Annotated in this window: 24 protein-coding genes and 3 tRNA genes; 13 read left to right on the top strand and 14 right to left on the bottom strand. The window is 31.0% G+C overall.

Translation table 11 applies throughout. The annotated features are described in order from the left end of the window. Window positions 1-2: 2 nt before the first annotated feature. Complete coding sequence (locus tag UEQ13_RS13795) at window positions 3-1,064, top strand: glycosyltransferase (RefSeq protein ID WP_329806912.1); 1,062 nt, start codon at window positions 3-5, stop codon at window positions 1,062-1,064. Here UEQ13_RS13795 and UEQ13_RS13790 read toward each other — a convergent pair. Both UEQ13_RS13790 and UEQ13_RS13785 read right to left on the bottom strand, forming a co-directional pair. Next, a complete protein-coding gene (locus UEQ13_RS13790; RefSeq protein ID WP_329806911.1) occupies window positions 1,038-2,084 on the bottom strand; it encodes a sensor histidine kinase in 1,047 nt (348 codons plus the stop codon). The two genes, UEQ13_RS13795 and UEQ13_RS13790, sit on opposite strands and share 27 nt — an antisense overlap. Further along, entirely contained in the window at window positions 2,074-2,769 is a 696-nt protein-coding gene (locus tag UEQ13_RS13785) for a response regulator transcription factor (RefSeq protein ID WP_329806910.1), read from the bottom strand. Before UEQ13_RS13785 ends, UEQ13_RS13790 begins: the two co-directional genes overlap by 11 nt. A 191-nt stretch (window positions 2,770-2,960) precedes the next feature. Between UEQ13_RS13785 and UEQ13_RS13780 the strand changes: the two genes are divergently transcribed. The 3 genes from UEQ13_RS13780 (at window position 2,961) to UEQ13_RS13770 (ending at window position 7,630) form a co-directional block, all read left to right on the top strand. Then, window positions 2,961-5,750: a TonB-dependent receptor gene (locus tag UEQ13_RS13780; RefSeq protein WP_329806909.1), complete on the top strand. Its 2,790-nt coding sequence runs from the start codon at window positions 2,961-2,963 to the stop codon at window positions 5,748-5,750. A 188-nt stretch (window positions 5,751-5,938) separates the two neighbouring features. Continuing rightward, window positions 5,939-7,129 carry a hypothetical protein gene (locus tag UEQ13_RS13775; RefSeq protein ID WP_329806908.1) on the top strand — a complete coding sequence of 397 codons (1,191 nt, stop codon included), beginning with the start codon at window positions 5,939-5,941 and terminating at the stop codon, window positions 7,127-7,129. A 150-nt stretch (window positions 7,130-7,279) separates the two neighbouring features. After that, window positions 7,280-7,630, top strand: coding sequence for a toxin-antitoxin system YwqK family antitoxin (locus UEQ13_RS13770; protein WP_329806907.1), 351 nt, complete (start codon window positions 7,280-7,282; stop codon window positions 7,628-7,630). 55 nt (window positions 7,631-7,685) lie between these two features. Here UEQ13_RS13770 and UEQ13_RS13765 read toward each other — a convergent pair whose 3' ends face one another. The 4 genes from UEQ13_RS13765 to UEQ13_RS13750 are packed head-to-tail and all read right to left on the bottom strand — an operon-like array spanning window position 7,686 to window position 10,658. Next, on the bottom strand, window positions 7,686-8,399 hold the full coding sequence (locus tag UEQ13_RS13765) for a 3'-5' exonuclease (protein WP_329806906.1): 714 nt from the start codon (window positions 8,397-8,399) through the stop codon (window positions 7,686-7,688). Window positions 8,400-8,417: 18 nt separating this feature from the next. Continuing rightward, window positions 8,418-9,575: a serine hydrolase domain-containing protein gene (locus UEQ13_RS13760; protein ID WP_329806905.1), complete on the bottom strand. Its 1,158-nt coding sequence runs from the start codon at window positions 9,573-9,575 to the stop codon at window positions 8,418-8,420. A gap of 34 nt (window positions 9,576-9,609) precedes the next feature. After that, window positions 9,610-10,083 carry a methylated-DNA--[protein]-cysteine S-methyltransferase gene (locus UEQ13_RS13755; RefSeq protein WP_329806904.1) on the bottom strand — a complete coding sequence of 158 codons (474 nt, stop codon included), beginning with the start codon at window positions 10,081-10,083 and terminating at the stop codon, window positions 9,610-9,612. Window positions 10,084-10,139: 56 nt separating this feature from the next. Next, window positions 10,140-10,658, bottom strand: coding sequence for a DUF1573 domain-containing protein (locus UEQ13_RS13750; RefSeq protein ID WP_329806903.1), 519 nt, complete (start codon window positions 10,656-10,658; stop codon window positions 10,140-10,142). A 158-nt stretch (window positions 10,659-10,816) separates the two neighbouring features. Between UEQ13_RS13750 and UEQ13_RS13745 the strand changes: the two genes are divergently transcribed. Together UEQ13_RS13745 and UEQ13_RS13740 are read left to right on the top strand one after the other, a co-directional pair. Continuing rightward, window positions 10,817-12,088, top strand: a complete 1,272-nt coding sequence (locus UEQ13_RS13745; RefSeq protein ID WP_329806902.1) for a sensor histidine kinase — start codon at window positions 10,817-10,819, stop codon at window positions 12,086-12,088. Continuing rightward, entirely contained in the window at window positions 12,081-12,764 is a 684-nt protein-coding gene (locus UEQ13_RS13740; RefSeq protein WP_329806901.1) for a response regulator transcription factor, read from the top strand. The genes UEQ13_RS13745 and UEQ13_RS13740 overlap by 8 nt, the downstream gene beginning before the upstream one ends. Before the next feature lie 9 nt (window positions 12,765-12,773). Here UEQ13_RS13740 and UEQ13_RS13735 read toward each other — a convergent pair whose 3' ends face one another. Next, a complete protein-coding gene (locus UEQ13_RS13735; protein ID WP_329806900.1) occupies window positions 12,774-13,274 on the bottom strand; it encodes a hypothetical protein in 501 nt (166 codons plus the stop codon). A gap of 8 nt (window positions 13,275-13,282) precedes the next feature. Beyond that, window positions 13,283-13,837 carry a CvpA family protein gene (locus tag UEQ13_RS13730; protein ID WP_329806899.1) on the bottom strand — a complete coding sequence of 185 codons (555 nt, stop codon included), beginning with the start codon at window positions 13,835-13,837 and terminating at the stop codon, window positions 13,283-13,285. 74 nt (window positions 13,838-13,911) lie between these two features. On the opposite strand from UEQ13_RS13730, the gene UEQ13_RS13725 reads away from it, so the two are divergent. Together UEQ13_RS13725 and pheS are read left to right on the top strand one after the other, a co-directional pair. Continuing rightward, window positions 13,912-14,268 (top strand): hypothetical protein, encoded by a 357-nt coding sequence (locus tag UEQ13_RS13725; RefSeq protein ID WP_329806898.1) that lies wholly within the window; start codon window positions 13,912-13,914, stop codon window positions 14,266-14,268. Window positions 14,269-14,311: 43 nt separating this feature from the next. Further along, window positions 14,312-15,331, top strand: coding sequence for a phenylalanine--tRNA ligase subunit alpha (gene pheS / locus UEQ13_RS13720; RefSeq protein WP_329806897.1), 1,020 nt, complete (start codon window positions 14,312-14,314; stop codon window positions 15,329-15,331). A gap of 38 nt (window positions 15,332-15,369) precedes the next feature. On the opposite strand, the gene UEQ13_RS13715 is transcribed toward pheS, so the two are convergent. Beyond that, window positions 15,370-15,449 (bottom strand) — tRNA-Leu (locus UEQ13_RS13715). A gap of 146 nt (window positions 15,450-15,595) precedes the next feature. Here UEQ13_RS13715 and UEQ13_RS13710 point away from each other — a divergent pair. After that, entirely contained in the window at window positions 15,596-16,537 is a 942-nt protein-coding gene (locus UEQ13_RS13710) for a ribose-phosphate pyrophosphokinase (RefSeq protein WP_329806896.1), read from the top strand. 76 nt (window positions 16,538-16,613) lie between these two features. After that, on the top strand, window positions 16,614-17,219 hold the full coding sequence (locus UEQ13_RS13705; RefSeq protein WP_329806895.1) for a 50S ribosomal protein L25/general stress protein Ctc: 606 nt from the start codon (window positions 16,614-16,616) through the stop codon (window positions 17,217-17,219). 671 nt (window positions 17,220-17,890) lie between these two features. On the opposite strand, the gene UEQ13_RS13700 is transcribed toward UEQ13_RS13705, so the two are convergent. From UEQ13_RS13700 to UEQ13_RS13685, 4 genes are all read right to left on the bottom strand, one after another. Next, window positions 17,891-17,964, bottom strand: a tRNA-Asn gene (locus UEQ13_RS13700). Between the two features lie 40 nt (window positions 17,965-18,004). Beyond that, window positions 18,005-18,078, bottom strand: a tRNA-Asn gene (locus UEQ13_RS13695). 77 nt (window positions 18,079-18,155) lie between these two features. Continuing rightward, window positions 18,156-19,748 (bottom strand): M50 family metallopeptidase, encoded by a 1,593-nt coding sequence (locus UEQ13_RS13690; RefSeq protein ID WP_329806894.1) that lies wholly within the window; start codon window positions 19,746-19,748, stop codon window positions 18,156-18,158. Window positions 19,749-19,821: 73 nt separating this feature from the next. Beyond that, window positions 19,822-21,795: a M1 family aminopeptidase gene (locus UEQ13_RS13685; RefSeq protein ID WP_329806893.1), complete on the bottom strand. Its 1,974-nt coding sequence runs from the start codon at window positions 21,793-21,795 to the stop codon at window positions 19,822-19,824. 171 nt (window positions 21,796-21,966) lie between these two features. On the opposite strand from UEQ13_RS13685, the gene serS reads away from it, so the two are divergent. The 3 genes from serS (at window position 21,967) to UEQ13_RS13670 (ending at window position 23,908) form a co-directional block, all read left to right on the top strand. Next, window positions 21,967-23,238 (top strand): serine--tRNA ligase, encoded by a 1,272-nt coding sequence (serS, locus tag UEQ13_RS13680; RefSeq protein ID WP_329806892.1) that lies wholly within the window; start codon window positions 21,967-21,969, stop codon window positions 23,236-23,238. A gap of 152 nt (window positions 23,239-23,390) precedes the next feature. Further along, window positions 23,391-23,603 carry a hypothetical protein gene (locus UEQ13_RS13675; protein ID WP_329806891.1) on the top strand — a complete coding sequence of 71 codons (213 nt, stop codon included), beginning with the start codon at window positions 23,391-23,393 and terminating at the stop codon, window positions 23,601-23,603. An 8-nt stretch (window positions 23,604-23,611) separates the two neighbouring features. Next, window positions 23,612-23,908 carry a type II toxin-antitoxin system RelE/ParE family toxin gene (locus UEQ13_RS13670; protein ID WP_329806890.1) on the top strand — a complete coding sequence of 99 codons (297 nt, stop codon included), beginning with the start codon at window positions 23,612-23,614 and terminating at the stop codon, window positions 23,906-23,908. Between the two features lie 50 nt (window positions 23,909-23,958). On the opposite strand, the gene UEQ13_RS13665 is transcribed toward UEQ13_RS13670, so the two are convergent. Beyond that, complete coding sequence (locus tag UEQ13_RS13665; RefSeq protein WP_329806889.1) at window positions 23,959-24,234, bottom strand: hypothetical protein; 276 nt, start codon at window positions 24,232-24,234, stop codon at window positions 23,959-23,961. Window positions 24,235-24,251 lie beyond the last annotated feature (17 nt).

Raw genomic sequence — 24,251 nt, 5'->3', positions numbered from 1 at the left:
TTATGAATACCTCTAAAAAAATACTTGTGGCTCCTTTGAATTGGGGACTAGGACACGCATCTCGTTGTATTCCAGTTATTTATGCGCTAAAAAAAAACAAATTTACCCCTATTATTGCAAGTGATGGCGCTTCATTACATTTATTAAAAAAAGAATTTCCAAATGATATTTTTGAAACCTTACCAGATTATAATATTGAATATTCTGAAAAAGGGAAAGATTTTAGATTGAAAATTTTTAAGCAATTGCCTAAATTATTTTTTGCTATACGAAAAGAAAAAAAAATACTTGAAAAAATTATAACAAAACATGAAATTTCTGGAATAATTTCTGATAATAGACCTGGAATTTTTTCATCGAAGATACCTTCTGTTTATATAACTCATCAAGTAAATGTTTTGTCAGGTAACACGAGTTGGATTTCGAGTAAATTTCATCAGTATTTTATAAAAAAATTTATTGAATGTTGGGTTCCAGACGTATCTGAAGGTATTAATTTAAGTGGAAAATTAAGTCACGAAAACTCGGAATTAAATAACATGAAATTCATTGGTCCATTAACCAGATTTAAGAAAAGAAACTTATCAAAAAAACACGATTTACTTGTGATTTTATCTGGTCCAGAACCGCAACGCACTTTATTAGAAGAGAAATTGCGTGTTGAATTATCTGAATTTAAAGGCTCAATTCTTTTTGTAAAAGGATTAGTTGAAGAGGAACAAAAAACGGCCACACAAAACAATTTTACGTTTTATAATTACATGGAAGCGGATGAATTGGAAATTGCCATTCAGGAGAGTGAATATATAATTTGTCGTTCGGGATATTCCTCTATAATGGATTTGGCTTTTTTAAGTGCAAAAGCCTTTTTAATTCCTACACCAGGGCAATTTGAACAAGAATACTTAGCCAAGAAATTGAAAAAAGAAGGAAGTGTTCCAAGTTGTCCACAACATAAATTTACTTTAGATAAATTGCAAAAAATTGATATTTATACCGGATTTAGAACGTATAATTTCAACCAAAATTGGACCGATTTATTTGCTTGTTTTCAAAGTAAATGAAAACTCTGAACCTTTTTGAGGTGTACTTTGTACGAATATTTTCTCGTTGTGTGCTTCAATAATGTGTTTAACAATGGCCAATCCTAAACCAGAACCGCCTTCTTCCCTTGAACCGCTTTTGCTAATTCTGAAAAAACGTTCAAAAATTCGAGATAAATGCTGTTGTTCAATTCCTTCGCCATTATCTTGAATACGAACTAACACTTTATTTTTATTAATTCTTTCAATAGAAATTTCTGTGGTTCCGTTTTCTTTTCCGTATTTGATGGAATTCATGACTAAGTTGGTTAAAACTTGTTGAATTTTATCTTTATCGGCATACACATGAATGGGAGAAATGTATTTTTCATCGAACATTAAAATGATATTTTTAGCATCTGCTTTCATTTCTAGCAAATCAAATACATTCTGAATTTCACTGATTATATCGAATTTAGTGATTTCTAAGTTTAAATCGCCGACTTCAAATTTAGAAATCATATCTAAATCTTGCACAATACTTATTAATCTTTCTACTCCTTTGGAAGCGCGTTCGATATATTTTACACGTAAGGTTTTGTCTTTTATGGCGCCACCTTCTATAAGTGTTTCTAAATAACCTTGAACAGTAAACAAGGGTGTTTTCAACTCATGAGAAATGTTTCCCAAAAATTCTCGTCTGTATTCTTCCCGAATATTTAACGATTCAATTTCAATTTTTTTCTCTTTGGCGAAATTTCTAATATCGTTCGTTAAAGAAGAAATATCAGTAGTTACGATTTTGTTTTTTAAGGAAGTCGCGTCTAAAATAGACACCTCATCATATAATTTCTTGATTCGTTTGTAGATGAAAACTTCAACTCTGTATTGAATTAAGAAAAAACTAAAAACAAATAAGGTGATGGGAAAAACAAGTAATATAAATATGTTAATTGGTTGAACAAAGTGATTGTAAATCAACAAACTAAATATTACAAATAATGAAATATAAAAGGATGATTTAAAGGCAAACTTGTATGATTTTTTGAAATTAATCGCCATTTAATTCGATTTTGTAACCAACACCTTTTATGGTTTTAAAGACATCTTCATCAATTTTTTCACGAAGTTTTCTAATATGTACATCGATAGTTCTACCGCCAACAATCACTTCGTTACCCCAAACTTTATCTAAAATTTCGGTTCTTGTGAATACTTTTCCTGGTTTTGAAGCTAATAAATAAAGTAATTCAAACTCTTTTCTTGGTAAAACGATAGTAATTCCGTCTTTAATTATTTTATATTCTTCACGGTTAATTTGTAAATTACCAACCGTTAACGTTTCAGAATTTTCTAGTTCTTCGTCTTTTAATCTGCGTAATAAACCTTTTACTTTACTTACCAATAATTTTGGTTTAATTGGTTTAGCAATATAATCGTCTGCACCTACTTCAAAACCGGCAACTTGTGAATAGTCTTCACTTCTAGCGGTTAAAAAAGTAATGATCGTATCTTTTAATTCTGGAATTTCTCTAATTTTTTCACAAGCTTCCATACCATCCATTTCTGGCATCATTACATCCATAATGATTAAATGAGGTTTCGTTTTTTGTGCTTGTTTTACGGCATCTTTGCCGTTTTCGGCTTTGAAAACCTGATATCCGGCTTGCTCCAAATTGTACCCAACAATTTCTAAAATGTCTGGCTCGTCATCTACCAATAATATCTTTATATCCTTCTTTTTCATATCAACTATAAAAGTAATTAAAAAATTTAATTTGTGTCAAAATTATAGATAAAAATGACAAATAAAATCAGTTTACCATTATTTAATGTGTTAACACTAACTTAACAATATATAAACTAATAAATAACATCTAGGTAACATTCACATAATTAAGATGATACTACTTTTGCGTAAAAATAAACACAACCACAATGAAGTTAAAATTTCTATTTTTTGGATTATTGTTATCAATGATCTCTTTCGCTCAAAATTCTGCTAAAGTTAGTGGAATTATTACAGATAAAGATAGCAAACAACCCGTAAGTTTTGTTTCAATATCTTTAAAAGGTTTAATGGCAAACGCTGAATCTGACATTAATGGTAATTATGAAATTACTATGAAACCTGGAACTTACACAATTGTTTATGCTTTTATTGGTTACAAAACATTTGAAAAGCAAGTAACTGTTTCTGCTGATGAAAATTTAGTGTTAAATATTTCTTTACAAGAAAATTCAAATAGTATTGAAGGAATTGTAATTAAAGGTTCTACTAACAAAACGAAAGAAACAGCTTTATTAAAAGAACAACAAAAAGCAGTAGAAATCAAACAAAGTATTGGTTCTCAAGAGTTATCAAGAAAAGGAATTTCAGATGTTGAAGAAGGATTAACAAAAGTATCTGGAATTACAAAAGTAGATTCACGTGGAATTTTTGTTAGAGGTTTAGAAGACAGGTATAATAGTTTGTTAATTAACAACATGTCTGTTCCATCAAATAGTCCGTTTAAAAAAATATTGCCCTTAGATTTAATTCCAACTGATGTTGTAGGTATTATTGAAACATATAAAACGTTTAATCCAAACTTATATGGTGATTTTGCTGGAGGTACTTTTAACGTTGAAACTACAACTAAACCAATTAATAGTTTTACTAAAATTAGTTTAGGAACAAGTTTTGTTACAAATAATAATATTTCTGAATTCTTATTTGCCAAAAACACGAATACTACAAAAGGATTTTTTGGTTTAGATGGAAAAGATAGAAATTTACCAGGTAATTTTAACGCATCTAATCCATTTCCTTTGAAAAAATTAGATGGTCAAGTTGCCATTGATGCTTTTAAAGATGGGTTTGATGTTGAAAAAACAAAAACACCATTAAATACGAGTTTCGGATTAACACATGCTGAAAAATTTAATACAAGTATTGGCAAATTTAGTTATTTATTATCTTTAAATTTTGATAACAGTTATGTATACAGAAAAGGAGTAGATAGAACTCTAAATCCAAATCAACAAATTGAATATTATAACAATTTTATAAAAACAACTTATACTTATAAAACAAACGCTTCATCTATTTTAGGTTTAAATTATTCGGTAGGAAGATTGAATTTATCATCTAACATGTTGTATTTAAAATCTACTGAATCACAAATTCAAAGTCAATTAGGTACTCAAAGTGGATTAACAAACACAACTAATTATTACATTCAAACGAATCAATTTGAACAAACTGATTATTTATTAGGTCAGTTGTTTGGAGACTATGATTTAACAAGTGATAAAAAACACCAATTAAAAGGTGGGGTAAGTGCAGCTAAAACTAAATTTAACCAACCAGATAGAAAATCATTTACTGGAACAAAAGAAAGTGATAATCAAATTAATGCAAGTTATGGTGGGAATAATTTTTTAAGACAATATTTTGATGTAAAAAATGATGTTTTCGTTTCTGGATTTTTAGAATATAATTATACGTTTGGTGCTAAAGACAATAAATTAACTTTTGGTTATAATGGAAACAGAAATTATAATGAAACAAAATATAGATTTGTAAATGCGGTTCAAAATTATTCATTTAATTCGGCTTTTGTTTTAGATCCATATAATGTAGATGCACAAATTAATCAGGATTTATTAGATTATAAAATTTCATTCCAAGAATCAAGTAATAATACTTGGAAAACTAAAATTGAAGAATCAGTTCAAGCGGGTTACACTAATTTATTAATTAAAGTAACAGATAAATTTGATGTTAATGCAGGTGTGAGAGCTGAAAATTATGTTAGTATCACTAAATATAAAGAATACGGAGCTACTAAATATACTAAAGTAGATAAAAATTTATTTTATCTTTTACCTTCTGTAAACTTAAAATATGCAGTAAACGACAATAGTAACTTAAGGTTAGCTGCTTCACAAACGTACACTAAACCAGTTTCTATGGAAGCATATCCTTTAGGAATTGTAAATCCAGACAATACTGTTTATCAAGGAAATGCTTATTTAGAAAACAGTAAAAACAATAATGTGGATTTAAAATATGAAATTTTCCCAACTGCCAAAGAAATGTTTGCTGTAGGTGTATTTGGAAAAAACATACAAAATCCAATTGAAAGAACTTTTATGCCAAATTCTGGTGTAACAATTACTACTTTTTTAAACTCAACATCTGCTAATTTATACGGAGTTGAAGCTGAATTTATTTTTGACTTTGCAAGAATTTCTAATCAACTAAAAGATTTTTCATTAGGATTTAATACTTCAGTTATGCAAACAAAAGTAACTGTTCCTAATTTTGTAAAAGGGCCTTCTGGAAATACTATTGAAAGTATAGAAACACATAAAAGTAGAAACTTACAAGGTGCCTCAAATTGGTTGATTAATTCTGATTTAAAATACCAATTCAATGTAAATAAAAATTGGTCAAACACAATAACTGCTGTTTATTCTGTATTTGGAAAAAGAATATATAGTGTAGGTACAGCTGGTGTAGATCATTTATATGAAATGCCAGTAAGCAAATTAGATATTGTTATGTCAAGTAAAATTAACAAGCATTTTGATTTAAAATTGTCTGCAGATAATGTATTAAATCCGTATAGTAAATTTATGTTAGGTAACAATCACACTAAAACTTACATTGAAACCTCTTCATTAATGAAAGATTTCAAAAAAGGAGTTGGATTTTCATTTACATTAGGTTATACATTCTAATCATATATTACATATTACAAAAAGGCTATCTGTAGAGATAGCCTTTTTTATTTAACTGCTTTACTAACATTATATTAACATTCATAGATTTTCTTAATTTATTAATAACTTTTAACTAACTTAAGGTAAATCCTTCTGTTAGATATTTGCATAAATAATTAAAACAACAACTAATCAATATTAAAAAAATGAAAAAATTAATTTTTAGTCTAGGCTTATTAGCAACAATTTTTACAGGTTGTACAAAAGATGATGAAACAGAAGCAGGAGTGGTAACTCCAACTGGAGAAATTTCAGGAAACATAACTTCAAATGTTAGTTTTGCGGCTAATGGAATTTACACTTTAAAAGGAATTGTTAGAGTTAAATCTGGAGCTACGTTAACTATTGGAGAAGGTTCTAAAATTTCTTGTGATAAAGCGAATGGAGATAATGCTTTAGTAGTAGAATTAGGTGGAAAAGTTAATATTGTTGGTTCTGCATCTGCGCCAATTGTATTTACAGAAATTTCTAATACACCAGGTTCATGGGGAGGAATTACAATTTATGGTGACGCTCCAATTAAAGTATTAGGTGGTGGAACTACTGGTACATCAGAAGATGGTTTATCATTACCATATGGTGGTTCAAACAGCGCACATGATGGAGGAATTTTATCTTATGTAAGAGTGGAATATGCTGGTAAAAAAATTGCTGATGGAACAAAAGAAACGAATAGTTTTACTTTCTATTCTGTTGGTACAGGAACGCAATTAAACCATTTAGTAGCTTATAAAGGTGCTGATGACGGATATGAATTTTTTGGTGGAACAGCTAGTATGTCTAACTGTATTTCTTACGGAAATTATGATGATGCTTTCGATTGGCAAGATGGATGGCAAGGTCAAAACAATTCTAATTGGTTTGGTAACCAAGTAGATAAAGGTAATTTTGGAATGGAAATTGAAACTTCATCTAACAATAATGCATTTTGGCCAAAAGTTACTAATGTTACTTTAAACAGACAAGCTGGTTGTGTACCAGAAGTAGTTGGAGCAGTTGAAATTGATGCATTCCAATTTAAAAAACAAGGTAATGGTGAATTCATCAATGTAGTTGTTAATGGATATGGTTCTTATACTGAAGGTTCAACAACGTATCAAGGAGCTGTAGTTAAAATTCAAGATGCTTCTACAAATACTGATCAAGTTAATGCCGGAAAAATTATTTTAAACGGTTATAAATCTACAAACAACGGACGAGAATTAGTTGGAGCTACAGCTGCAATTACAGTTTCTTTCCCTTCTGGTAAAGCAGTAACTAACGCAAGTGCTACTGGTGCTGTTTTAACTCCAGGAGCTTGGACTGTAGTTAATTCAGTAAATTTATTACAAATGTAATTAACTTCATAAAACATTTAAAGAGGTAGTTTTTCTACCTCTTTTTTTATGCTAAAAAATTCAATGTTACGAAATTGTTAAGTTTTTGTTTGGTAATTGTAAAAATAATTTATACATTTACTTTATTATTAATTCTAACACATACATATTATGAAAAATTTAGCCCTAATCTTCGGTTTATTTATATTTTCAGCTTTCGGTTTTGCACAAGAAACACAACCTGTAGGTGAACAAATTTCAGAAAACACAGTAAAAGTTACATATTATCATTCAAACGGTCAAGTAATGCACCAAGGGAATTATGTTGATGGTAAATCAGACGGTTTATGGAAATCATTTGACGAAGCTGGAAACTTAATTGCTGAAGGTTCTTTCGAACAAGGTAAAAAAATTGGTCTTTGGAACTTTTATACTACAAAAGCATTAAGCGCTGTAGTTTATAATGACAATGCTGTTGCAGATGTGAAAAAATTCAACACAGACGCTTTAGCAGGGAAATAAAAACTAAAAGTTATATATACAAAAAAACCACGTTTTCACGTGGTTTTTTTTTGGATTAAACTTTCAAAATCTCCTCATCAGTTAATAATTTTTGAAAACGCAATTTTAAAATAATCTGTGCAACAGCAATTACGTCTTTTTCGCAATACGTGGCAATTCGATCGATGTCTTTGTCTTTATAAAAAACTTTAGCGACTTCACTTCCATCGATATCATCTTTTGGTGAAGGCACGCCTAACACTTTTGTTAATAATTTTAAAGAGGTGAAATGTTTATAATCTCCAAATTTCCATAACTCTAAAGTATCTAAATGAGGAACTTCCCATGGTTTTTTACCCATTAAGTTCAATTTAGCAGGGATTTTGATCCCATGAATTAACATTCTTCTGGCTATAAAAGGAAAATCAAATTCTTTAACATTATGTCCGCACATTAAATGCTGAGGCAAACTAAAATGGTTATTGATTAAATTCGAAAACTCAATTAACAAACGTTCTTCGTCTCCTTGAAAAGTGGTGACTCTAAACTGCCTTTCACCTTGCTTCTGAGTAAAATAACCCACAGAAATACAAACAATTTTTCCAAATTCAGCCCAAATTCCGGCTCTTTCGTAAAATTCTTCTGGCGTAATTTCTTCTTTTCTTTGGTATTGTGTTTTGTGTGCGAATAAATCTTGAAAATCTTGATCTAAATCACTAAAATTTTCTAATTCTGGAACGGTCTCAATATCTAAAAACAAGATATTTTCTAATGGAATGGCGTGTAACATAAAGTAGGGTTTTAAAATTTATTTCTTCTTATCTATCATTTTGTAAGCTTCTTCTATATATGTGTATAAATCGTTACTATGAACATCTTTTGTAGTTTGTAAGCCTTTTAAATGGCCTAATCTCACAATAATAATATCATCTTCCGGAATCACAATTACGAATTGACCTAAATGACCTCGCATGTAAAATATTTTTTTCCCTTTTATCGTGTGTAACCACCAACCGTAACCGTATTCTGGACTATCAGCAAATCTCGGTTGTAAAGATTTTGCAATAAAAGTACTATCTAAAATTTGTTGGCCATTCCATTTTCCGTTTTGTTTGTATAACTTCCCAAAACGTGCAAAGTCTCTAGCATTACTAGCTATACAACAATAGGCTTTTTCAATTCCGGTATCCGCTTCATCCAATTGCCATAGCGCATCATTTTCTGCACCCATGGGTTTCCAAAAACTATCTGAAACATAATCCGACAAATATTTTCCAGTTGCTTTTTCAATACACATAGCTAATAATTGCGTAGCGCCACTTAAATATTCGAAACTTTGACCTGGTTTGTTTTTGATTTCTAAACCTAACATAATGCCTCTTAAATTATCATCAAAATACGCTCTTGTGACAATGGATAACGGACTATAATATTTTTCGTCCCAACTTAAACCTGAAGCCATTGAAGACAAATCACCAACAGTAACTTCTTTAGCATATTTTCCTTTTAATTCTGGGAAAAAATCGCTTACTTTTTGATCTAAACTTTTAATTTTTCCATCCATAATCGCTTTACCTAAAGCTGCCGAAACCACACTTTTCGCAACAGAAAATGAATTTGATTTAGAATCTTTACCAAATCCATCAAAATAACTTTCATGCCAAATGCTATCCTTTTTTATGATCAAAAAAGCAATCGTTTGTAAATCCTTATGTGTTTTATTTAAAACTTCTGTTGAGGGAACTTTATTGTAATCTTTAGAAATAGCCCAAGGTTGCGCCACGCCAGTTTTAATAGTACGATTTGGGAATTCTTTATAATCTTCTAAAAAAGCTGTCGTATACCCTTTTAGATAAATGGTTCTTACAGCACGAAGCAAATAATCCACATCAAAAATATACATCAAAATAATGATGCTACTGAAGATAATGATAAACCATTTGAAGAATTTTTTAAGAAATTGCATAGTTGAAGAATTTAATAGCAATGTATGAAAATTTTTAAAATAAACTTTGTTGTTTTACAGGATTTTCGTGATCCAATAACCATTTTTTTCGCCACAAACCACCAGCATATCCCGTTAACGAACCATCCGAACCAATTACTCTGTGACAAGGAACTACAATCCAAAGTGGGTTTTTACCATTGGCATTTGCTACAGCACGAATGGCTTTTGGATCACCAAATTTATTGGTAATTTCCTGATAAGATACCGTTTTACCGAAAGGAATTTTTAATAATTCTTCCCAAACTTTCTTTTGAAAATCAGTACCAGTCGGATTCATTTCAAACTGAAAATCAGTTCTATTTCCTTCAAAATACTCATTCAACTGGGTTACAACATCAGTAAATACTTTTGGAATACATTCAGACAAAACCATTTCGTCTGAAGTCACAGAAATTTTAGAAATTCCGTTTGCATCACCTTCAATGAGTACAAATCCAAGCGGACTATTAATTACAACTTTTTCCATAAAAAAATCCCGATAAGTAAATCTTATCGGGACTAAATATATAAATAATTTTTATATTATTTTGAAACCGGAGCACCTGCTGCAGGAACTTCGTTAACTTTAACAGTACCCTTAATTGTAATGATTTTTGGAGCAGAATTTTCTTCACTTGTCATAACTGTTACCGTTTTGTGGAAAGTACCACCTGCAGCAGCATTGTAAGTAGCAGTAACTGTACCTTTTTCACCTGGCTTAATAGCTGTTTTAGTATAGTTTGTAGCTGTACATCCACAAGAAGCTTTTACATTTGTTAAGGTAACGTCTTTGTTTGTAGTGTTAGTGAATATGAATTCATAAGAAACTGGTTTCCCTTGTTCAATTGTTCCAAACTCATGTGTTTCTTTTTCCCATTTTAATTGAGATGGTGTTTGTGGAACTTGTGCTGCTGGAGTTGCAACAACCGCTGGAGCTGCTGGAGCTACAACCGCTGGAGCTACAGTTACTGCTTTTGACTTTGCAGAACGCTTAGCTTTAGTTTGTGCAAATGATACTGATGATACTAATAATGCAAATGCAAGTAATTTTACTGTTTTCATAATTATTTTATTTTAAGTTTTTAATTTTTTGATATAGCAAATGTATTTAATTTTTTAAATAATGCTGTTAATCAGTTATATTTATTGTGTTAATGACTTGTTAATGATTAATTTCGCTTGAATATTTGTAGTAATATCGTTTAAAATTTAAATAGAAAATGAAGTTTTCAAGATTTAATATTGTCATAATAATTGGCTTCCTAGCGATAGTTGGAGTTATTATTATGCAATTGTTTTTAATTAATAACGCACACAAATTAGCCAAAAAAGATACCGAAGACAAAATATTTTTTGCGCTTCAAGATGTGTTGGAAAAACTATACAAAGACAATCAAACAGGATTACTAGTTGCCAATCAAGTAGAAAAAGTATCTGACGATTATTTTACAGTTAACGTAAATTACGAATTTGAAAACACGGTTTTAGAACACTATTTAATTTCAGAATTTCAGAAAAACAATTTGGATGTCGATTTTGAATACGCCGTTTACAATTGTACTTCCGATCAAATGGCATTTAGCAATCACATTAATAGTAACGGAAAAAAAGAACCGATTAAATGCCCAACTTGCTTTACTAAAAATCCAGAATACACCTATTATTTCGCGATACGATTTCCAGATATTGAACAAAATTATTTTAAAAACTTAAATCAATATTGGATTTTTACTTCCGTTTTGTTTTTGGTCTTAATTATCTATGTCTATTCCGTTTTATTGATGTTAAAACAGAAAAAATACACCGAATTGCAAAGAGATTTCATTAATAATATGTCGCACGAATTTAAAACGCCATTAGCTTCTATACTTATCGCGTCGAATTATGTGAAACAACAAAATGAAATCAAACAAAATCCGAAATTGTTGAAATACAATCAAATTATTGTCAATCAGACTAATAAATTGAATGAACATATCGAAAAAATCTTATACGTTGCCAAAACTGAAAGCAAACAAATGTTAATTGACAAAACACAATTTGTATTAAAACCTGTTTTAGATTTAGTAAAAGACAATATCATTTTAAAATACGACAAGGAAATCGATATTCAAATAAACCTTGCCAAACCCTATAAAATAAAAGCAGACGAGTTTCATATCTACAACATTTTGTTCAATTTGGTAGATAATGCCGTGAAATATTCTGATGTTTCTCCGAAAATTGAAATCGATGTAAAGGAAATCAACCAACAACTTTCAATTCAAGTTAAAGATAATGGTTGTGGAATTCCAGCAAAAGATTTACCTTTCGTTTTCGATAAATTCTACCGCGTTTCAAGAATAGACATTTCAAACATTGAAGGTTTTGGAATTGGATTATCGTACGTAAAAAAGATTTGCGAATTACACCATTGGAAAATTGCTATCTCAAACAATATAGACAAAGGAATTGTGGTGACCATTTTAATTAACCGAAAGGATTATGAGTAAGAAAAAAGTATTATATATTGAAGATGAAGAAACACTTGCGTTTTTAACTTCCGATAATTTAGAACAACATTTTGATGTGGTGCATTGCGCCAATGGGAAAATAGGTTTAGACACGTTTTGTAAAAACCAATTTGACATTGTGGTGACCGATATTATGATGCCAGAAATGGACGGATTTGAATTGGCGACCGAAATTAGAAAACGCAATCAAGAAATTCCAATTATTTTTTTGTCGGCGAAAACGATGAAAGAAGACCGCATTAAAGGTTTGAAATTAGGTGCTGATGATTATTTAGTAAAGCCCTATTCTATTGAAGAACTGATTTTAAAAATTGAAGTCTTCTTACACAGAAGTCAGAAAAACACGGAAAAAACTATAAAAAAATATGAATTTGCTGGTTTTGTTTTTGAACCCGAAAACTTTTTAATTAAGAACGAAACGGCAAAAACTACACTTACCGAACGCGAAGCACAATTGTTAAAGCTGTTTTTAGACAACCCAAATACCGTTTTAAAACGCGAAAAAATTCTAATGGAACTTTGGGGTTCGGATGATTATTTTTTAGGAAGAAGTTTAGATGTTTTCATCTCTCGTTTGCGAAAAATCATTAAAGAAACACCGAGTTTATCTATTGAAAACATTCCTCGAGTAGGGTTTAAATGGGTGAGTGAGTAGGTTTATAAACTACTGAGCCACACCCAAATTTATACTATTTAAATTATTCAAGCTATCAGCCTTTTTTTGATCTTTTAAAACAACCCAACCATTTTCATATAATTTAGACAAATTGCTAATACAGTTAAAATCATTTAATCTAGAACCTTTCATTAAATAGTATAAAGCAAATTCTTTATCTGCTTTATTTAATTTTAATATCAAATTATTCTGAAATTCTCCTTTATCATTTTCAACTTTATAGCTATTATTTATTTTAATAATACTTTCATATAAATGCCTACATGCATAACCATTATTGTATTTACTTGCCATTAAATATGTTAATGGAAATAATTCAGCACTTTCATAATTAACCCCATAACTCAAAATCAAATCTTTATAACATTCTTCATCACCATTTTCGTATACATTTTGTTTACATGAAATTATTTCACTTTCGGTCAGCTCATGGTAGTCAACTTGACAAGAAAACAATGATAGACTTAATAATAATAAATATTTTTTCATAACAATAATTAATTAACATCTGTAGAATCCAAAACCTCTTCATTTTCCGGTTTTTCTTTCGCTTTCTCCTTAAATTCATCATACCATTTTTCTAAACTCGGATACATAAATTTAGAAACTTCTTGTATCGGATTATAAAAAACAGAATTATTCAACGTTTCTTCTTTTACTAACATATGATTGATGTTAATTTTCTGAAACAAACTGATCACCACACTCAACATTAAAATGGTTTTTAACAAACTGAAAACAGCGCCGCCCAATTTATTCAGCCAACCTAAATACGCTAAGCTTAGAATACTTGTGAAAAATTTTGCTAATAAATGAATTCCAACAACGACTAGTAAAAACGTAATCGCGAAAGCAATAATTTCAATATATTTTGGATTTACTTTTATGATATCTTCTAACGTCAATCGAACAATGTGCGAAAATTTAATCGCTACAAAAATTCCAATAATCAACGAACCAAAAGAAGCAATTTCTACAAAAAGACCATTTTTCAAGCCGTTATATAAAGCATAACCTAACAAAGCGGTAAAAACAATATCGATAAAACTCATAATTTTAATTTTCTAAAAACAAAACTACAAAATGCAAACCTCAAATACTATCTTTGCCAAAAAACAAAACAGAAATGTCTAGAGATATACAATTAAAAGAACGTTGGGATAAAGTCGTGACATTTTTATCTGAGAAATTCGCCGATGGTGACGTATTGGATTTAGATGCGATTATTTATTTAATTGGCGTTCAGGAGTTAGGCAAAATAAATATCGAATTTAAAAAAGACGAAAAAGTAAACTTAATGCACATTGCCATTTGTAAGCTTTTAGAACCTTACGGATATTACGAATTTGAATTTTTCGATAAAGACGGTTGGCCGCATTATAAAGTCGTGAAAGAATTACCGACACTAAAAGCTGGAGAACAATCGGTTTTAATGAAAGAAGCCATTGTGAATTATTTTTTAGAAAAAGAAATTATTCACTAATCTCTAAAAAATACATAAATTTGCAGACTATTACCCAATTACGATGATAAACAAGATTAAACAACATATTGAAGAAGCTAAAGCTTTTACAACTGAAGACAAAACGACTTTAGAAGAATTTCGTATTAAATACTTAGGAAGTAAAGGTTTATTGAAAGATTTCTTTGCCGAATTTAAAAACGTACCGAACGAACAAAAGAAAGAATTTGGTCAAGTGGTAAACGAATTGAAAAACACGGCGGAAGAAAAAGTAAAAAGCATTCAGGAACTTTTAGAATCTAAAACAGAGTCTATTAACTTGTTTGGCGATTTGTCTCGTCCAGGAAATCCAATCAATATTGGTTCTCGTCATCCGATTTCTTTAGTGAAAAATCAAATTTTAGATGTATTTTCTACGATTGGTTTCAATGTATCTGAAGGTCCGGAAATTGAAGACGATTGGCATAACTTTACGGCTTTAAACTTACCAGAATATCATCCAGCGCGTGATATGCAGGATACGTTTTTTATTCAAACGAATCCAGATGTATTATTAAGAACTCATACTTCTTCTGTTCAAGTGAGATATATGGAAAACAACAAACCGCCTATTAGAACGATTTCTCCAGGTAGAGTTTTCCGTAACGAAGCGATTTCGTCTCGTTCGCACTGTATTTTCCACCAAGTAGAAGGTTTATATATTGACAAAAATGTTTCGTTTGCCGATTTAAAACAAACGTTATTATATTTTACGAAAGAAATGTTCGGGAAATCTAAAATCAGATTGCGTCCGTCTTATTTCCCTTTTACAGAACCAAGTGCAGAAGTAGATATTTATTGGGGATTAAAAACAGAAACCGATTACCGAATTACAAAAGGAACAGGTTGGTTAGAAATTATGGGCTGCGGAATGGTAGATCCAAATGTTTTGAAAAACTGTGGAATTGATCCAAATGAATATACAGGTTACGCTTTTGGTATGGGAATTGAAAGAATTGCGATGCTATTATACCAAATTGGCGACATTAGAATGTTTTATGAAAACGATGTGCGTTTCTTAGAACAATTTAAATCTAGTTTATAACAAAAAAAGCTCAGCAAATGCTGAGCTTTTTTGTTTTGTACACCGAGTGGGAATCGAACCCACACTCCGAGGAACACGAGTTTGAGTCGTGCGCGTCTACCAATTCCGCCATCAGTGCAATTATTTCGTGTGCAAATATAAGTAAAGTTTCGAATTTCAACCGAAAAATACTTAAAAATTTACTTTCAGAGTTCAATTTTATTTCTACCTTTGCACCCGATTAAGCATTCGCACAACTAACTAACTACATAACAACTAATTAAAATGTCATACAACGAGCCTGAAGCAAAAATATTTGCCTGTTCTCAAAGTGTGTATCTAGCGGAAGAAATTGCCAGTAAATATGGTGTGCCGCTAGGTAAAGTAACCTTCTCTAAATACAGTGATGGCGAATTTCAGCCTTCATTTGAAGAATCTATCAGAGGTCTTCGCGTATTTTTAGTCTGTTCCACTTTTCCAAGCGCAGATAATTTAATGGAATTGTTACTAATGATTGATGCTGCGAAAAGAGCATCAGCCAGACACATAACAGCGGTCATCCCTTATTTTGGATGGGCAAGACAAGACAGAAAAGACAAACCAAGAGTACCGATTGGTGCAAAATTGGTAGCAAAATTATTAGAAACAGCAGGAGCTACCCGAATTATGACCATGGATTTACATGCAGATCAAATTCAGGGATTCTTTGAAAAACCAGTAGATCACTTGTTTGCTTCCACTATCTTTTTACCATATGTAAGAAGTTTAGGTTTAGAAAACTTGACGATTGCTTCACCTGACATGGGTGGTTCTAAAAGAGCATATGCGTATTCTAAATTTTTAGAATCAGATGTAGTAATTTGCTACAAACAAAGAAAAGTCGCCAATGTAATTGACACAATGGAATTGATTGGAGAAGTAAAAGGTCGTCATGTAATTTTAGTTGATGACATGATTGATACTGGAGGTACATTAGCAAAAGCCGCTGATGTAATGATTGAAAAAGGCGCTTTGAGTGTAAGAGCGATTTGTACACATGCCATTTTATCTGGTGATGCGTATGAAAAAATTGAAAACTCAAAATTAGAAGAGTTAATTGTTACAGATTCTATTCCGTTAAAGAGAGAATCTAAGAAAATAAGAGTTGTGAGCTGCGCGCCATTATTTGCAGAAGTAATGCACATGGTTCAGAATAATACTTCCATTAGTGGGAAGTTTTTAATGTAAAGTTAGTCGGTTTGAAGATGTTCATTCCTTTAAACTACTAACCTATTTATTTTTTATTAATTTTAATTTATTTCAAATGAAATCAATTACGATCAAAGGATCAGAAAGAGAAAGCGTGGGTAAAGTAGCTACTAAAGCCTTACGTAATGCTGGAATGGTACCATGCGTTATTTACGGAGGGGAAAATCCAGTACATTTTAGTGCTGAAGAAAGAGCATTTAAAGGTTTAGTTTACACTCCAGAAGCGCACACTGTAGTAATTGAATTAGAAGGTGGAAAGAAATTTGACGGTATCTTACAAGATATTCAATTTCACCCAGTTTCTGACAAAATTTTACACGTAGATTTCTATCAATTAGAAGCTACAAAAGAAATTACAATGGAAGTACCTGTTAAAGTTACTGGAACATCTCCAGGAGTTTTATTAGGAGGGGTTTTACGTTTAAACCAACGTAAATTAAAAGTGAGAGCTTTACCTGCAAACTTACCAGATTCTATCGAAGCTGACATCTCTGAATTAGCGATGGGTAACAAATTATATGTTACTAAATTAGCTGCTGAAAATTACAAAATTTTACACCCAGACAACACTGTTGTTTGTCAAGTAAGAATTTCTCGTGCTGCTATGAAAGCTGCTCAAGAAGCTGCAAAAGCAGAAAAAGGAGCAAAAAAGAAAAAATAATTCAATTTTCTTCTATATCAAAATCCCGAGCAGTGCTCGGGATTTTTTTTTGACATTACCTTAAGGAACAAATTTGCTTTTGAAATATCAAAACACAGATTTTATCGCCTATACTTAAAAAAACTACGTGAAACAGAAAAGAAGTGTTTTTTGAATTTATCTCTTCTTAAAACAATCCGAATGAGCTTATAAACACAACTGTGATTTATTCCAGAAAGTAGATAAACGAAAAAAGTCCAATATGGCTGTTGCACTTTTTGCTCCCTCTTTCCGAAAAAGTCGGGACAGGTTTTAGGCTTGAAACAATTCTATCGTTAAATAAAACCATTAGAAACGAAAAAAACCCAACATTGCTGTTGCACTTTTTGCTCCCTCTTCCCAAGAAAGTCGGGACAGGTTTTAGGCTTGAAACAATTCTATCGTTAAATAAAACCATTAGAAACGAAAAAAGTCCAACATTGCTGTTGCACTTTTTGCTCCCTCTTCCCAAGAAAGTCGGGACAGGTTTTAGGCTTGAAACAATTTTAAACGAAAAAAGTCCAACATTACTATTGAACTTTTTACTCCCTCTTCCCGAGAAAGTCGGGACAGGTTTTAGGCTTGAAACAATTTTAAGGTTAAATAAAACTATTTGAAACGAAAAAAGTCCAACATTGCTGTTGAACTTTTTGCTCCCTCTCTTGGGCTCGAACCAAGGACCCTCTGATTAACAGTCAGATGCTCTAACCAACTGAGCTAAGAAGGAATAACCGTATAGGTTAAGTATGTTTTCGCTAAAAGTTTTGCTCCCTCTCTTGGGCTCGAACCAAGGACCCTCTGATTAACAGTCAGATGCTCTAACCAACTGAGCTAAGAAGGAAGTTGCTTGTTTCTTTTAGCGAGTGCAAATATAATTGAATTTTTATTTTAGCAAAAATATTTTAGCACTTTTTTAATTTAATTTATCAATTTATCTAAAATCAGTTGGTAAATGTCTTTCCCAAAGGTTAATACCATTAATGAAAGTAGGAAAATCATACCTCCAGTTTGTACATAACCTGCTGCTTTATCTGATAATTTCTTACCTGTAACCATTTCAACGATTGTAAATAAGGCATGTCCACCATCTAAACCAGGAATTGGCAATAAATTCATAAAGGCTAAACCAATTGAAAACAGCGCTGTAAAATTCCAAATAAATTCCCAATCCCAAGAATCTGGTAATTGACGTGCAATACCAATAGGGCTTTTCACTTGTTTGTATGCTCCAGTTGCTGGTTTTAAGATTAATTTGAATTGCTTCACATTATAAACTAACAATTGATAAGATTCCTTTACAGCCGCTGAAACCGCTTCTCCAAAAGAAAGCTTGTTGGTGATTAGAAAATCATTTTTTATTTCAGTAACTGGCTTTATTGAAAAACCAAGCTTTCCTTCTTCATTTACTAAAACTTTTAAATCTTGAGGAGCATTATTTCTGTTAACTGTTATAACAACTTCTTTGTTTGTGTTCTTTTTTAAGATATTTCTAAACTCGCTATAAAACATAACATCAACTCCATTCACTTTTTGAATAATGTCATTAGCATTTAATTTACCTATTTCTGCATTCGAACCTTCTGTTATTTCCGCAACTTTAATTTCATTCATTAAAAGTTGTGTGTTCACAAAAAAGTCTTTCTCTAAACCAATAGAACCGTTTTTGTCAACTAAAACATTAACAATCGTGTCATTATTATCTCTTTTAACTAAGACACCAACTTGTTTGTTTTTATTCGCAAGTAAATAATCTTTAAATTGATCAAAATAAGTTAATTTCTGATTTTGAACCCCTAAAATTTCATCTTTAAATTGAAGTTGTGCTTTTTTAGAATTGATACTATCAACATATATACCTTTTAATTCAAAACGTGCTTTTACAAATCCTTTTCCTTCTTTTCCAAGAATTTCACCTTTTTGTTCGTCAGTTAAATTTAACTTAACTTCTTTCCCATCTCTATCAACAATAACTTCATCGCTCAATAAAACATCAATTACTGCCCAATTAAATTTTGGTTGTAATTTTCCATCGATAGAAACAATTTTATCTCCGTTTTTGAAACCTACACTTTGACCCACTTCACCAAATGACAATCCATTTTTCTGAAGTTTTTCCATTGAAATGTATTTTTGACCCACTGTTGAAAACATCACAGCATAAATAAACCATGCCAATAATATATTCACAATAATTCCACCTAACATCACAATTAAACGTTGCCAAGCTGGTTTTGAACGAAATTCCCAAGGTTGTGGTTCTTGTTTCATTTGATCGGCATCCATACTTTCGTCTATCATACCAGAAATTTTCACATAACCACCTAATGGTAACCATCCAATTCCCCATTCTGTTTCCCCAATTTTCTTTTTGATTAAAGAAAAACCAACATCCATGAACAAGTAGAATTTTTCTACTCGCATTTTAAACATTTTAGCTGTTATATAATGTCCGAATTCGTGAAGAATTACTAAAACTGATAATATAAAAAGTATTTGTGCTACTTGAATCATTGTATTTTGATTTGTATTTAAAAAGCAAAAGTAAGGTTTTCACCTTACTTTTTAATATTATTTTATGGTTAGCCTATTTTTTTATGAAATTTTTATGAAAGACTCCTTCTGAAGTCTCAATTTTTAAAAAATGAACGCCGCTAGATAGTTGACTAGTATTAATTGTATTCTTATAATCTGTAGCCAAAAGTTGCCCTAAATTATTAAAAACTTCAACTTTATACAAAGTAAAATTACTTGGAAATTGAATATTTAATTCGTTTTCTACAGGAACTGGATATAAAGAAACAGCTTTATTGATGTCAAATATTTCATTACCTAAAGTTTCTATATTGTCTATAGATATAATGTGTTTATTCGGATCGAAAACTAATCCTGTTACAGTAAAAGGAACTGAAACAATAAATTCTTCACCATTAGAAGTGTTATTTACCACTACATCATGAGTTAAACCACCACTACCAGTAAGTCTAATTTCTAATGGCATCTCAAAAAACGAAACACTTGCGTGAGATTGCGTTTGGTTTACAGTAATTTTAGCTTGTCCTGCTCCCCAATTTTGTGCCACAATATCATACGTTGGATATCCTTGATTGTATAACCAATCGTTCATAAATTCTGATAAACTGCTGCCGTAAGCCGTTTCTAAATGTGATTTGAAATTAGCTGTAACCGCATAACCATAAGCTAATGCTGGATCCGCTAAATAACTTTTCAATGCTTGAAAAAAAGCTGCATCACCCATTTTCCAACGCAACATATGGGTTATCATAGAACCTTTATTGTAAGTTAATCTATTTGAAAAAATTCTATTTGAATTTAATGCTTCAGCATCTGTTAAATAAGTTGCACCTGTTGGAAATGAAGTAATACTAATAATTTTTCCTTCTTTCCAACTAACAAAAGCAGCAGCACCATCTAAATTTTCTCTAACTAATCCAGACATATATTCCGTAATTCCTTCATTCAACCAAATGTCTTTCCAAGTTCCACAAGTAATTTTATCTCCAAACCATTGGTGTGCCATTTCGTGAGCAATTAAATCTCTTCCAAAACTTCCCATTGAGGAAACTGTAGAATGTTCCATTCCTCCACCCCAACCAAATTGTGCATGACCGTATTTTTCATTTCTAAACGGATAAGGTTCTAACAAACTCTCATATAAATTTATTATGGTTGGTGTAACCGCTAATGCAGTTTGTGTAGCAGCAGTATTGGTTTCAGGATATAAATAATTTATAATTGGAAAATAAGGGCTTGCTAAAGTTCCTAAACCTCCTTGTTGGTTATAAATTTGATAATTGGTTACATTTAAAACGATTAAATACGCCGGAATTGGATACAAATGTTTAAAATGTGTTGTGGCATTTGCTCCAGCAATAATTCTGCTTTGCTGTAATCCATTAGACACACTATTAAAGGTTGATGGTGCTGTAATGTACATATCAAAACTATTGATTTTGTCATTCAAATCTTGCTTACAAGGCCACCAATCTTTTGCTCCAAAAGGCTCAGAAAGTGTAAATATTATCGGAGTTCCGCTGTGTGTATCTCTAGTAAAAGCTCCAGCATCATTATTGGGATAACCAGAATAATTTATTGTTACTGATTGAGTAGACCCAACAGCTAAAGTTGTTGGAAAGGTGATTACAAGTTCATCCGTATTTTGATGTACAAATAGTAATGAAGTAACACCAGAAACCACACTACTAATTGTGTATTTAAATGTGGGATCGGCACTGTACTTAAAATCAAAAACAATTGTGTTAGTAGCTTGTGTTACTGTAAAATCGGTTTTTACTTGTGCTACAACACTCGATCGTTCTTCTCCAGAACCATCAGTTAAAAACACATTTGGATCAACTGTAAATCTTAATTCATGATAGGTTACATCATAATTTTGCGTGTTCGGATTCACTTGAACATTCATAGTTCTGGAAGCAGATTTCATCTCAGACTCCACCATTTTGTTAAATTCAGCATATTCAGATTGCGAAAAACAGAAAGAAGTCAGTAAAACGAAAAAGATTTGGGCAATTTTTTTCATTATTTCTTTATTATTTGTTAGGTTTTTTTAATAGGTTAAGCAAAAATAACAAAAAATATTAAATATTATTAATATATTATAAGCAATTATTGTCAAATTAGCAATTGTTTATATAATTTCATTACTATTTTACAACAATTCCTTACATTTGCTTTCCAAAAATAAACAAACATGTTACAAGTACATTTTATTAGAGAAAACAAAGAAGAAGTCATTACGCGCTTAGCGAAAAAGAACTTCGAAGCTACTGCTATTGTAGAGCTTGTTGTGGAATTAGACGAAAAACGTAGAAACACACAAGTAGAATTAGACAATCTTTTAGCGGAATCTAATAAATTATCCAAAGACATTGGCGAAATGATGAAAAATGGCGAAAAAGCCAAAGCCGAAATCTTAAAGGAAAAAACAATTCAAATTAGAGAAAATTCTAAAACAATAAACGAAACCTTGAATGCGATTGCGAACCAATTGCAAGACGAGTTATATAAATTACCGAATTTACCAGCTGAAATTGTGCCTTTCGGAAAAACTCCTGAGGAAAATTTAAACGTTTTTGAAGAAGGAAACATTCCTAAATTACATGAAGATGCTTTACCTCACTGGGAATTAGCTAAAAAATACGATATCATTGATTTTGAATTAGGTGTAAAAATCGCTGGTGCAGGATTTCCGGTTTACAAAGGAAAAGGTGCCAAATTACAACGTGCCTTAATTTCTTATTTCTTAGATAAAAACACAGATGCGGGTTACAAAGAATACCAAGTGCCGCATTTAGTTAACGAAGCTTCGGCTTATGGAACTGGGCAATTGCCAGACAAAGACGGACAAATGTACCACGACGCTACTGATAATTTATATTTAATTCCAACTGCGGAAGTGCCAGTAACTAACATTTTCAGAGACGATTTAGTTGCAGAAAACGATTTACCTATTTTATGTACAGGTTATACGCCATGTTTCCGTAGAGAAGCAGGTTCGTATGGCGCACACGTTCGTGGATTGAATCGTTTACACCAATTCGATAAAGTGGAAATTGTACGTATCGAAAAACCAGAAAACTCTTATGCAGCGTTAGATGGAATGGTAGAACACGTGAAAGAAATTTTAAAAGAATTGAAATTACCTTACAGAGTTTTAAGACTTTGTGGTGGTGATATGGGATTTGCTTCAGCGTTAACGTATGATTTCGAAGTATTTTCAACAGCACAAGACCGTTGGTTAGAAATTTCTTCTGTGTCTAATTTCGAAACGTTCCAAGCAAACAGATTAAAATTAAGATATAAAGATGCGAATGGTAAAAACCAATTGGCACACACGTTAAACGGAAGTTCATTAGCATTACCTAGAGTTTTAGCTGGAATTTTAGAAAACTATCAAACTCCAGAAGGAATCGTAATTCCAGAAGTATTAAGAAGATATACTGGATTTGATATTATTGACTAAACTAAGATTTAATCATATAAATATAAAAAAAGCAACTTTTAGGAGTTGCTTTTTTGGTTTTTCAGAAGTATTTCAAGAGAAACTATAAAGTGCTAAAATATAAATCTTGGTTTAATTTTTGTTATATTTGTATAAAGTAATTTGATTTCATCATGACAGCAACAGCTTTAAAACACGTAAATAGTAAACTTAAAAATTTACCTGATGCTCTTGTAGAAGAAGTTGAAAAATACATTGATTTTTTAACTTTTAAACATTCTCAAGAAACTTCAAGCGTACCAGAATGGCATAAAGAGATTGTCTCAAAACGAATGAAAGACAAACAAACTCCTATTGATGCTTTTGATATGTTAGACGATTTATAAAAGTAATAATGGAAAAGTTTACCATTGTTGCCGATCCACAAGTAAAAGAGGATTTAAAAGCAGCTCGTGATTTTTTAAACGCCAAAAGAAAAGGTTTTGGCGCAAAATTTCTACAAGAATATCGAGACTTTTTAAAAAATTTGCAAACCAACCCAATGTTTCAAATACGATATAAAGACGTACATTGTTTACCAATGAAAACGTTTAAATACATGATTCATTTTAAAGTTGACGAACAAACAAAAGAAGTACATATTTATGCTGTACTTTCCACTCACAAAAACCCAAACAAACATTGGTTATAATACAAAAAGCAACTTTTAGGAGTTGCTTTTTTAGTTTTATTGTAGAACACTTACTGACTTAAATATTTACTGATAGAAAATCCCCATTTTAAAAAAACAAGCATTTCAATTATTTGTAAAATGATAACAGTTATAATTATTAAGTGTTTTTTATCATTCATTCTACTTGTAAATATAGCAATCATAATTATTTGAAGTATACCAAAAATGATATTGAAAGCCATTATGGCCATATCGCCACCGGAAACGCCTAAATTACTATAAAATATATACGCAAACATGCTTATTGAAACCACTGCGTTTATTGAAATCCATTTATTTATCATGTTCAAATATACAAAAC

This window comes from Flavobacterium facile (assembly GCF_036321945.1).
GTDB classification, from domain to species: domain Bacteria; phylum Bacteroidota; class Bacteroidia; order Flavobacteriales; family Flavobacteriaceae; genus Flavobacterium; species Flavobacterium facile.
The sequence above is the reverse complement of the archived record's forward strand: the minus strand, read 5'-3'. Positions and strand labels throughout refer to the sequence as shown.

Excerpts from the sequence above, each read along its gene's own strand:
- UEQ13_RS13795 (WP_329806912.1), top strand. The coding sequence starts at position 3 with ATGAATACCTCTAAAAAAATACTTGTGGCTCCTTTGAATTGGGGACTA.
- UEQ13_RS13790 (WP_329806911.1), bottom strand. The coding sequence starts at position 2,084 with ATGGCGATTAATTTCAAAAAATCATACAAGTTTGCCTTTAAATCATCC.
- UEQ13_RS13785 (WP_329806910.1), bottom strand. The coding sequence starts at position 2,769 with ATGAAAAAGAAGGATATAAAGATATTATTGGTAGATGACGAGCCAGAC.
- UEQ13_RS13780 (WP_329806909.1), top strand. The coding sequence starts at position 2,961 with ATGAAGTTAAAATTTCTATTTTTTGGATTATTGTTATCAATGATCTCT.
- UEQ13_RS13775 (WP_329806908.1), top strand. The coding sequence starts at position 5,939 with ATGAAAAAATTAATTTTTAGTCTAGGCTTATTAGCAACAATTTTTACA.
- UEQ13_RS13770 (WP_329806907.1), top strand. The coding sequence starts at position 7,280 with ATGAAAAATTTAGCCCTAATCTTCGGTTTATTTATATTTTCAGCTTTC.
- UEQ13_RS13765 (WP_329806906.1), bottom strand. The coding sequence starts at position 8,399 with ATGTTACACGCCATTCCATTAGAAAATATCTTGTTTTTAGATATTGAG.
- UEQ13_RS13760 (WP_329806905.1), bottom strand. The coding sequence starts at position 9,575 with ATGCAATTTCTTAAAAAATTCTTCAAATGGTTTATCATTATCTTCAGT.
- UEQ13_RS13755 (WP_329806904.1), bottom strand. The coding sequence starts at position 10,083 with ATGGAAAAAGTTGTAATTAATAGTCCGCTTGGATTTGTACTCATTGAA.
- UEQ13_RS13750 (WP_329806903.1), bottom strand. The coding sequence starts at position 10,658 with ATGAAAACAGTAAAATTACTTGCATTTGCATTATTAGTATCATCAGTA.
- UEQ13_RS13745 (WP_329806902.1), top strand. The coding sequence starts at position 10,817 with ATGAAGTTTTCAAGATTTAATATTGTCATAATAATTGGCTTCCTAGCG.
- UEQ13_RS13740 (WP_329806901.1), top strand. The coding sequence starts at position 12,081 with ATGAGTAAGAAAAAAGTATTATATATTGAAGATGAAGAAACACTTGCG.
- UEQ13_RS13735 (WP_329806900.1), bottom strand. The coding sequence starts at position 13,274 with ATGAAAAAATATTTATTATTATTAAGTCTATCATTGTTTTCTTGTCAA.
- UEQ13_RS13730 (WP_329806899.1), bottom strand. The coding sequence starts at position 13,837 with ATGAGTTTTATCGATATTGTTTTTACCGCTTTGTTAGGTTATGCTTTA.
- UEQ13_RS13725 (WP_329806898.1), top strand. The coding sequence starts at position 13,912 with ATGTCTAGAGATATACAATTAAAAGAACGTTGGGATAAAGTCGTGACA.
- pheS (WP_329806897.1), top strand. The coding sequence starts at position 14,312 with ATGATAAACAAGATTAAACAACATATTGAAGAAGCTAAAGCTTTTACA.
- UEQ13_RS13710 (WP_329806896.1), top strand. The coding sequence starts at position 15,596 with ATGTCATACAACGAGCCTGAAGCAAAAATATTTGCCTGTTCTCAAAGT.
- UEQ13_RS13705 (WP_329806895.1), top strand. The coding sequence starts at position 16,614 with ATGAAATCAATTACGATCAAAGGATCAGAAAGAGAAAGCGTGGGTAAA.
- UEQ13_RS13690 (WP_329806894.1), bottom strand. The coding sequence starts at position 19,748 with ATGATTCAAGTAGCACAAATACTTTTTATATTATCAGTTTTAGTAATT.
- UEQ13_RS13685 (WP_329806893.1), bottom strand. The coding sequence starts at position 21,795 with ATGAAAAAAATTGCCCAAATCTTTTTCGTTTTACTGACTTCTTTCTGT.
- serS (WP_329806892.1), top strand. The coding sequence starts at position 21,967 with ATGTTACAAGTACATTTTATTAGAGAAAACAAAGAAGAAGTCATTACG.
- UEQ13_RS13675 (WP_329806891.1), top strand. The coding sequence starts at position 23,391 with ATGACAGCAACAGCTTTAAAACACGTAAATAGTAAACTTAAAAATTTA.
- UEQ13_RS13670 (WP_329806890.1), top strand. The coding sequence starts at position 23,612 with ATGGAAAAGTTTACCATTGTTGCCGATCCACAAGTAAAAGAGGATTTA.
- UEQ13_RS13665 (WP_329806889.1), bottom strand. The coding sequence starts at position 24,234 with ATGATAAATAAATGGATTTCAATAAACGCAGTGGTTTCAATAAGCATG.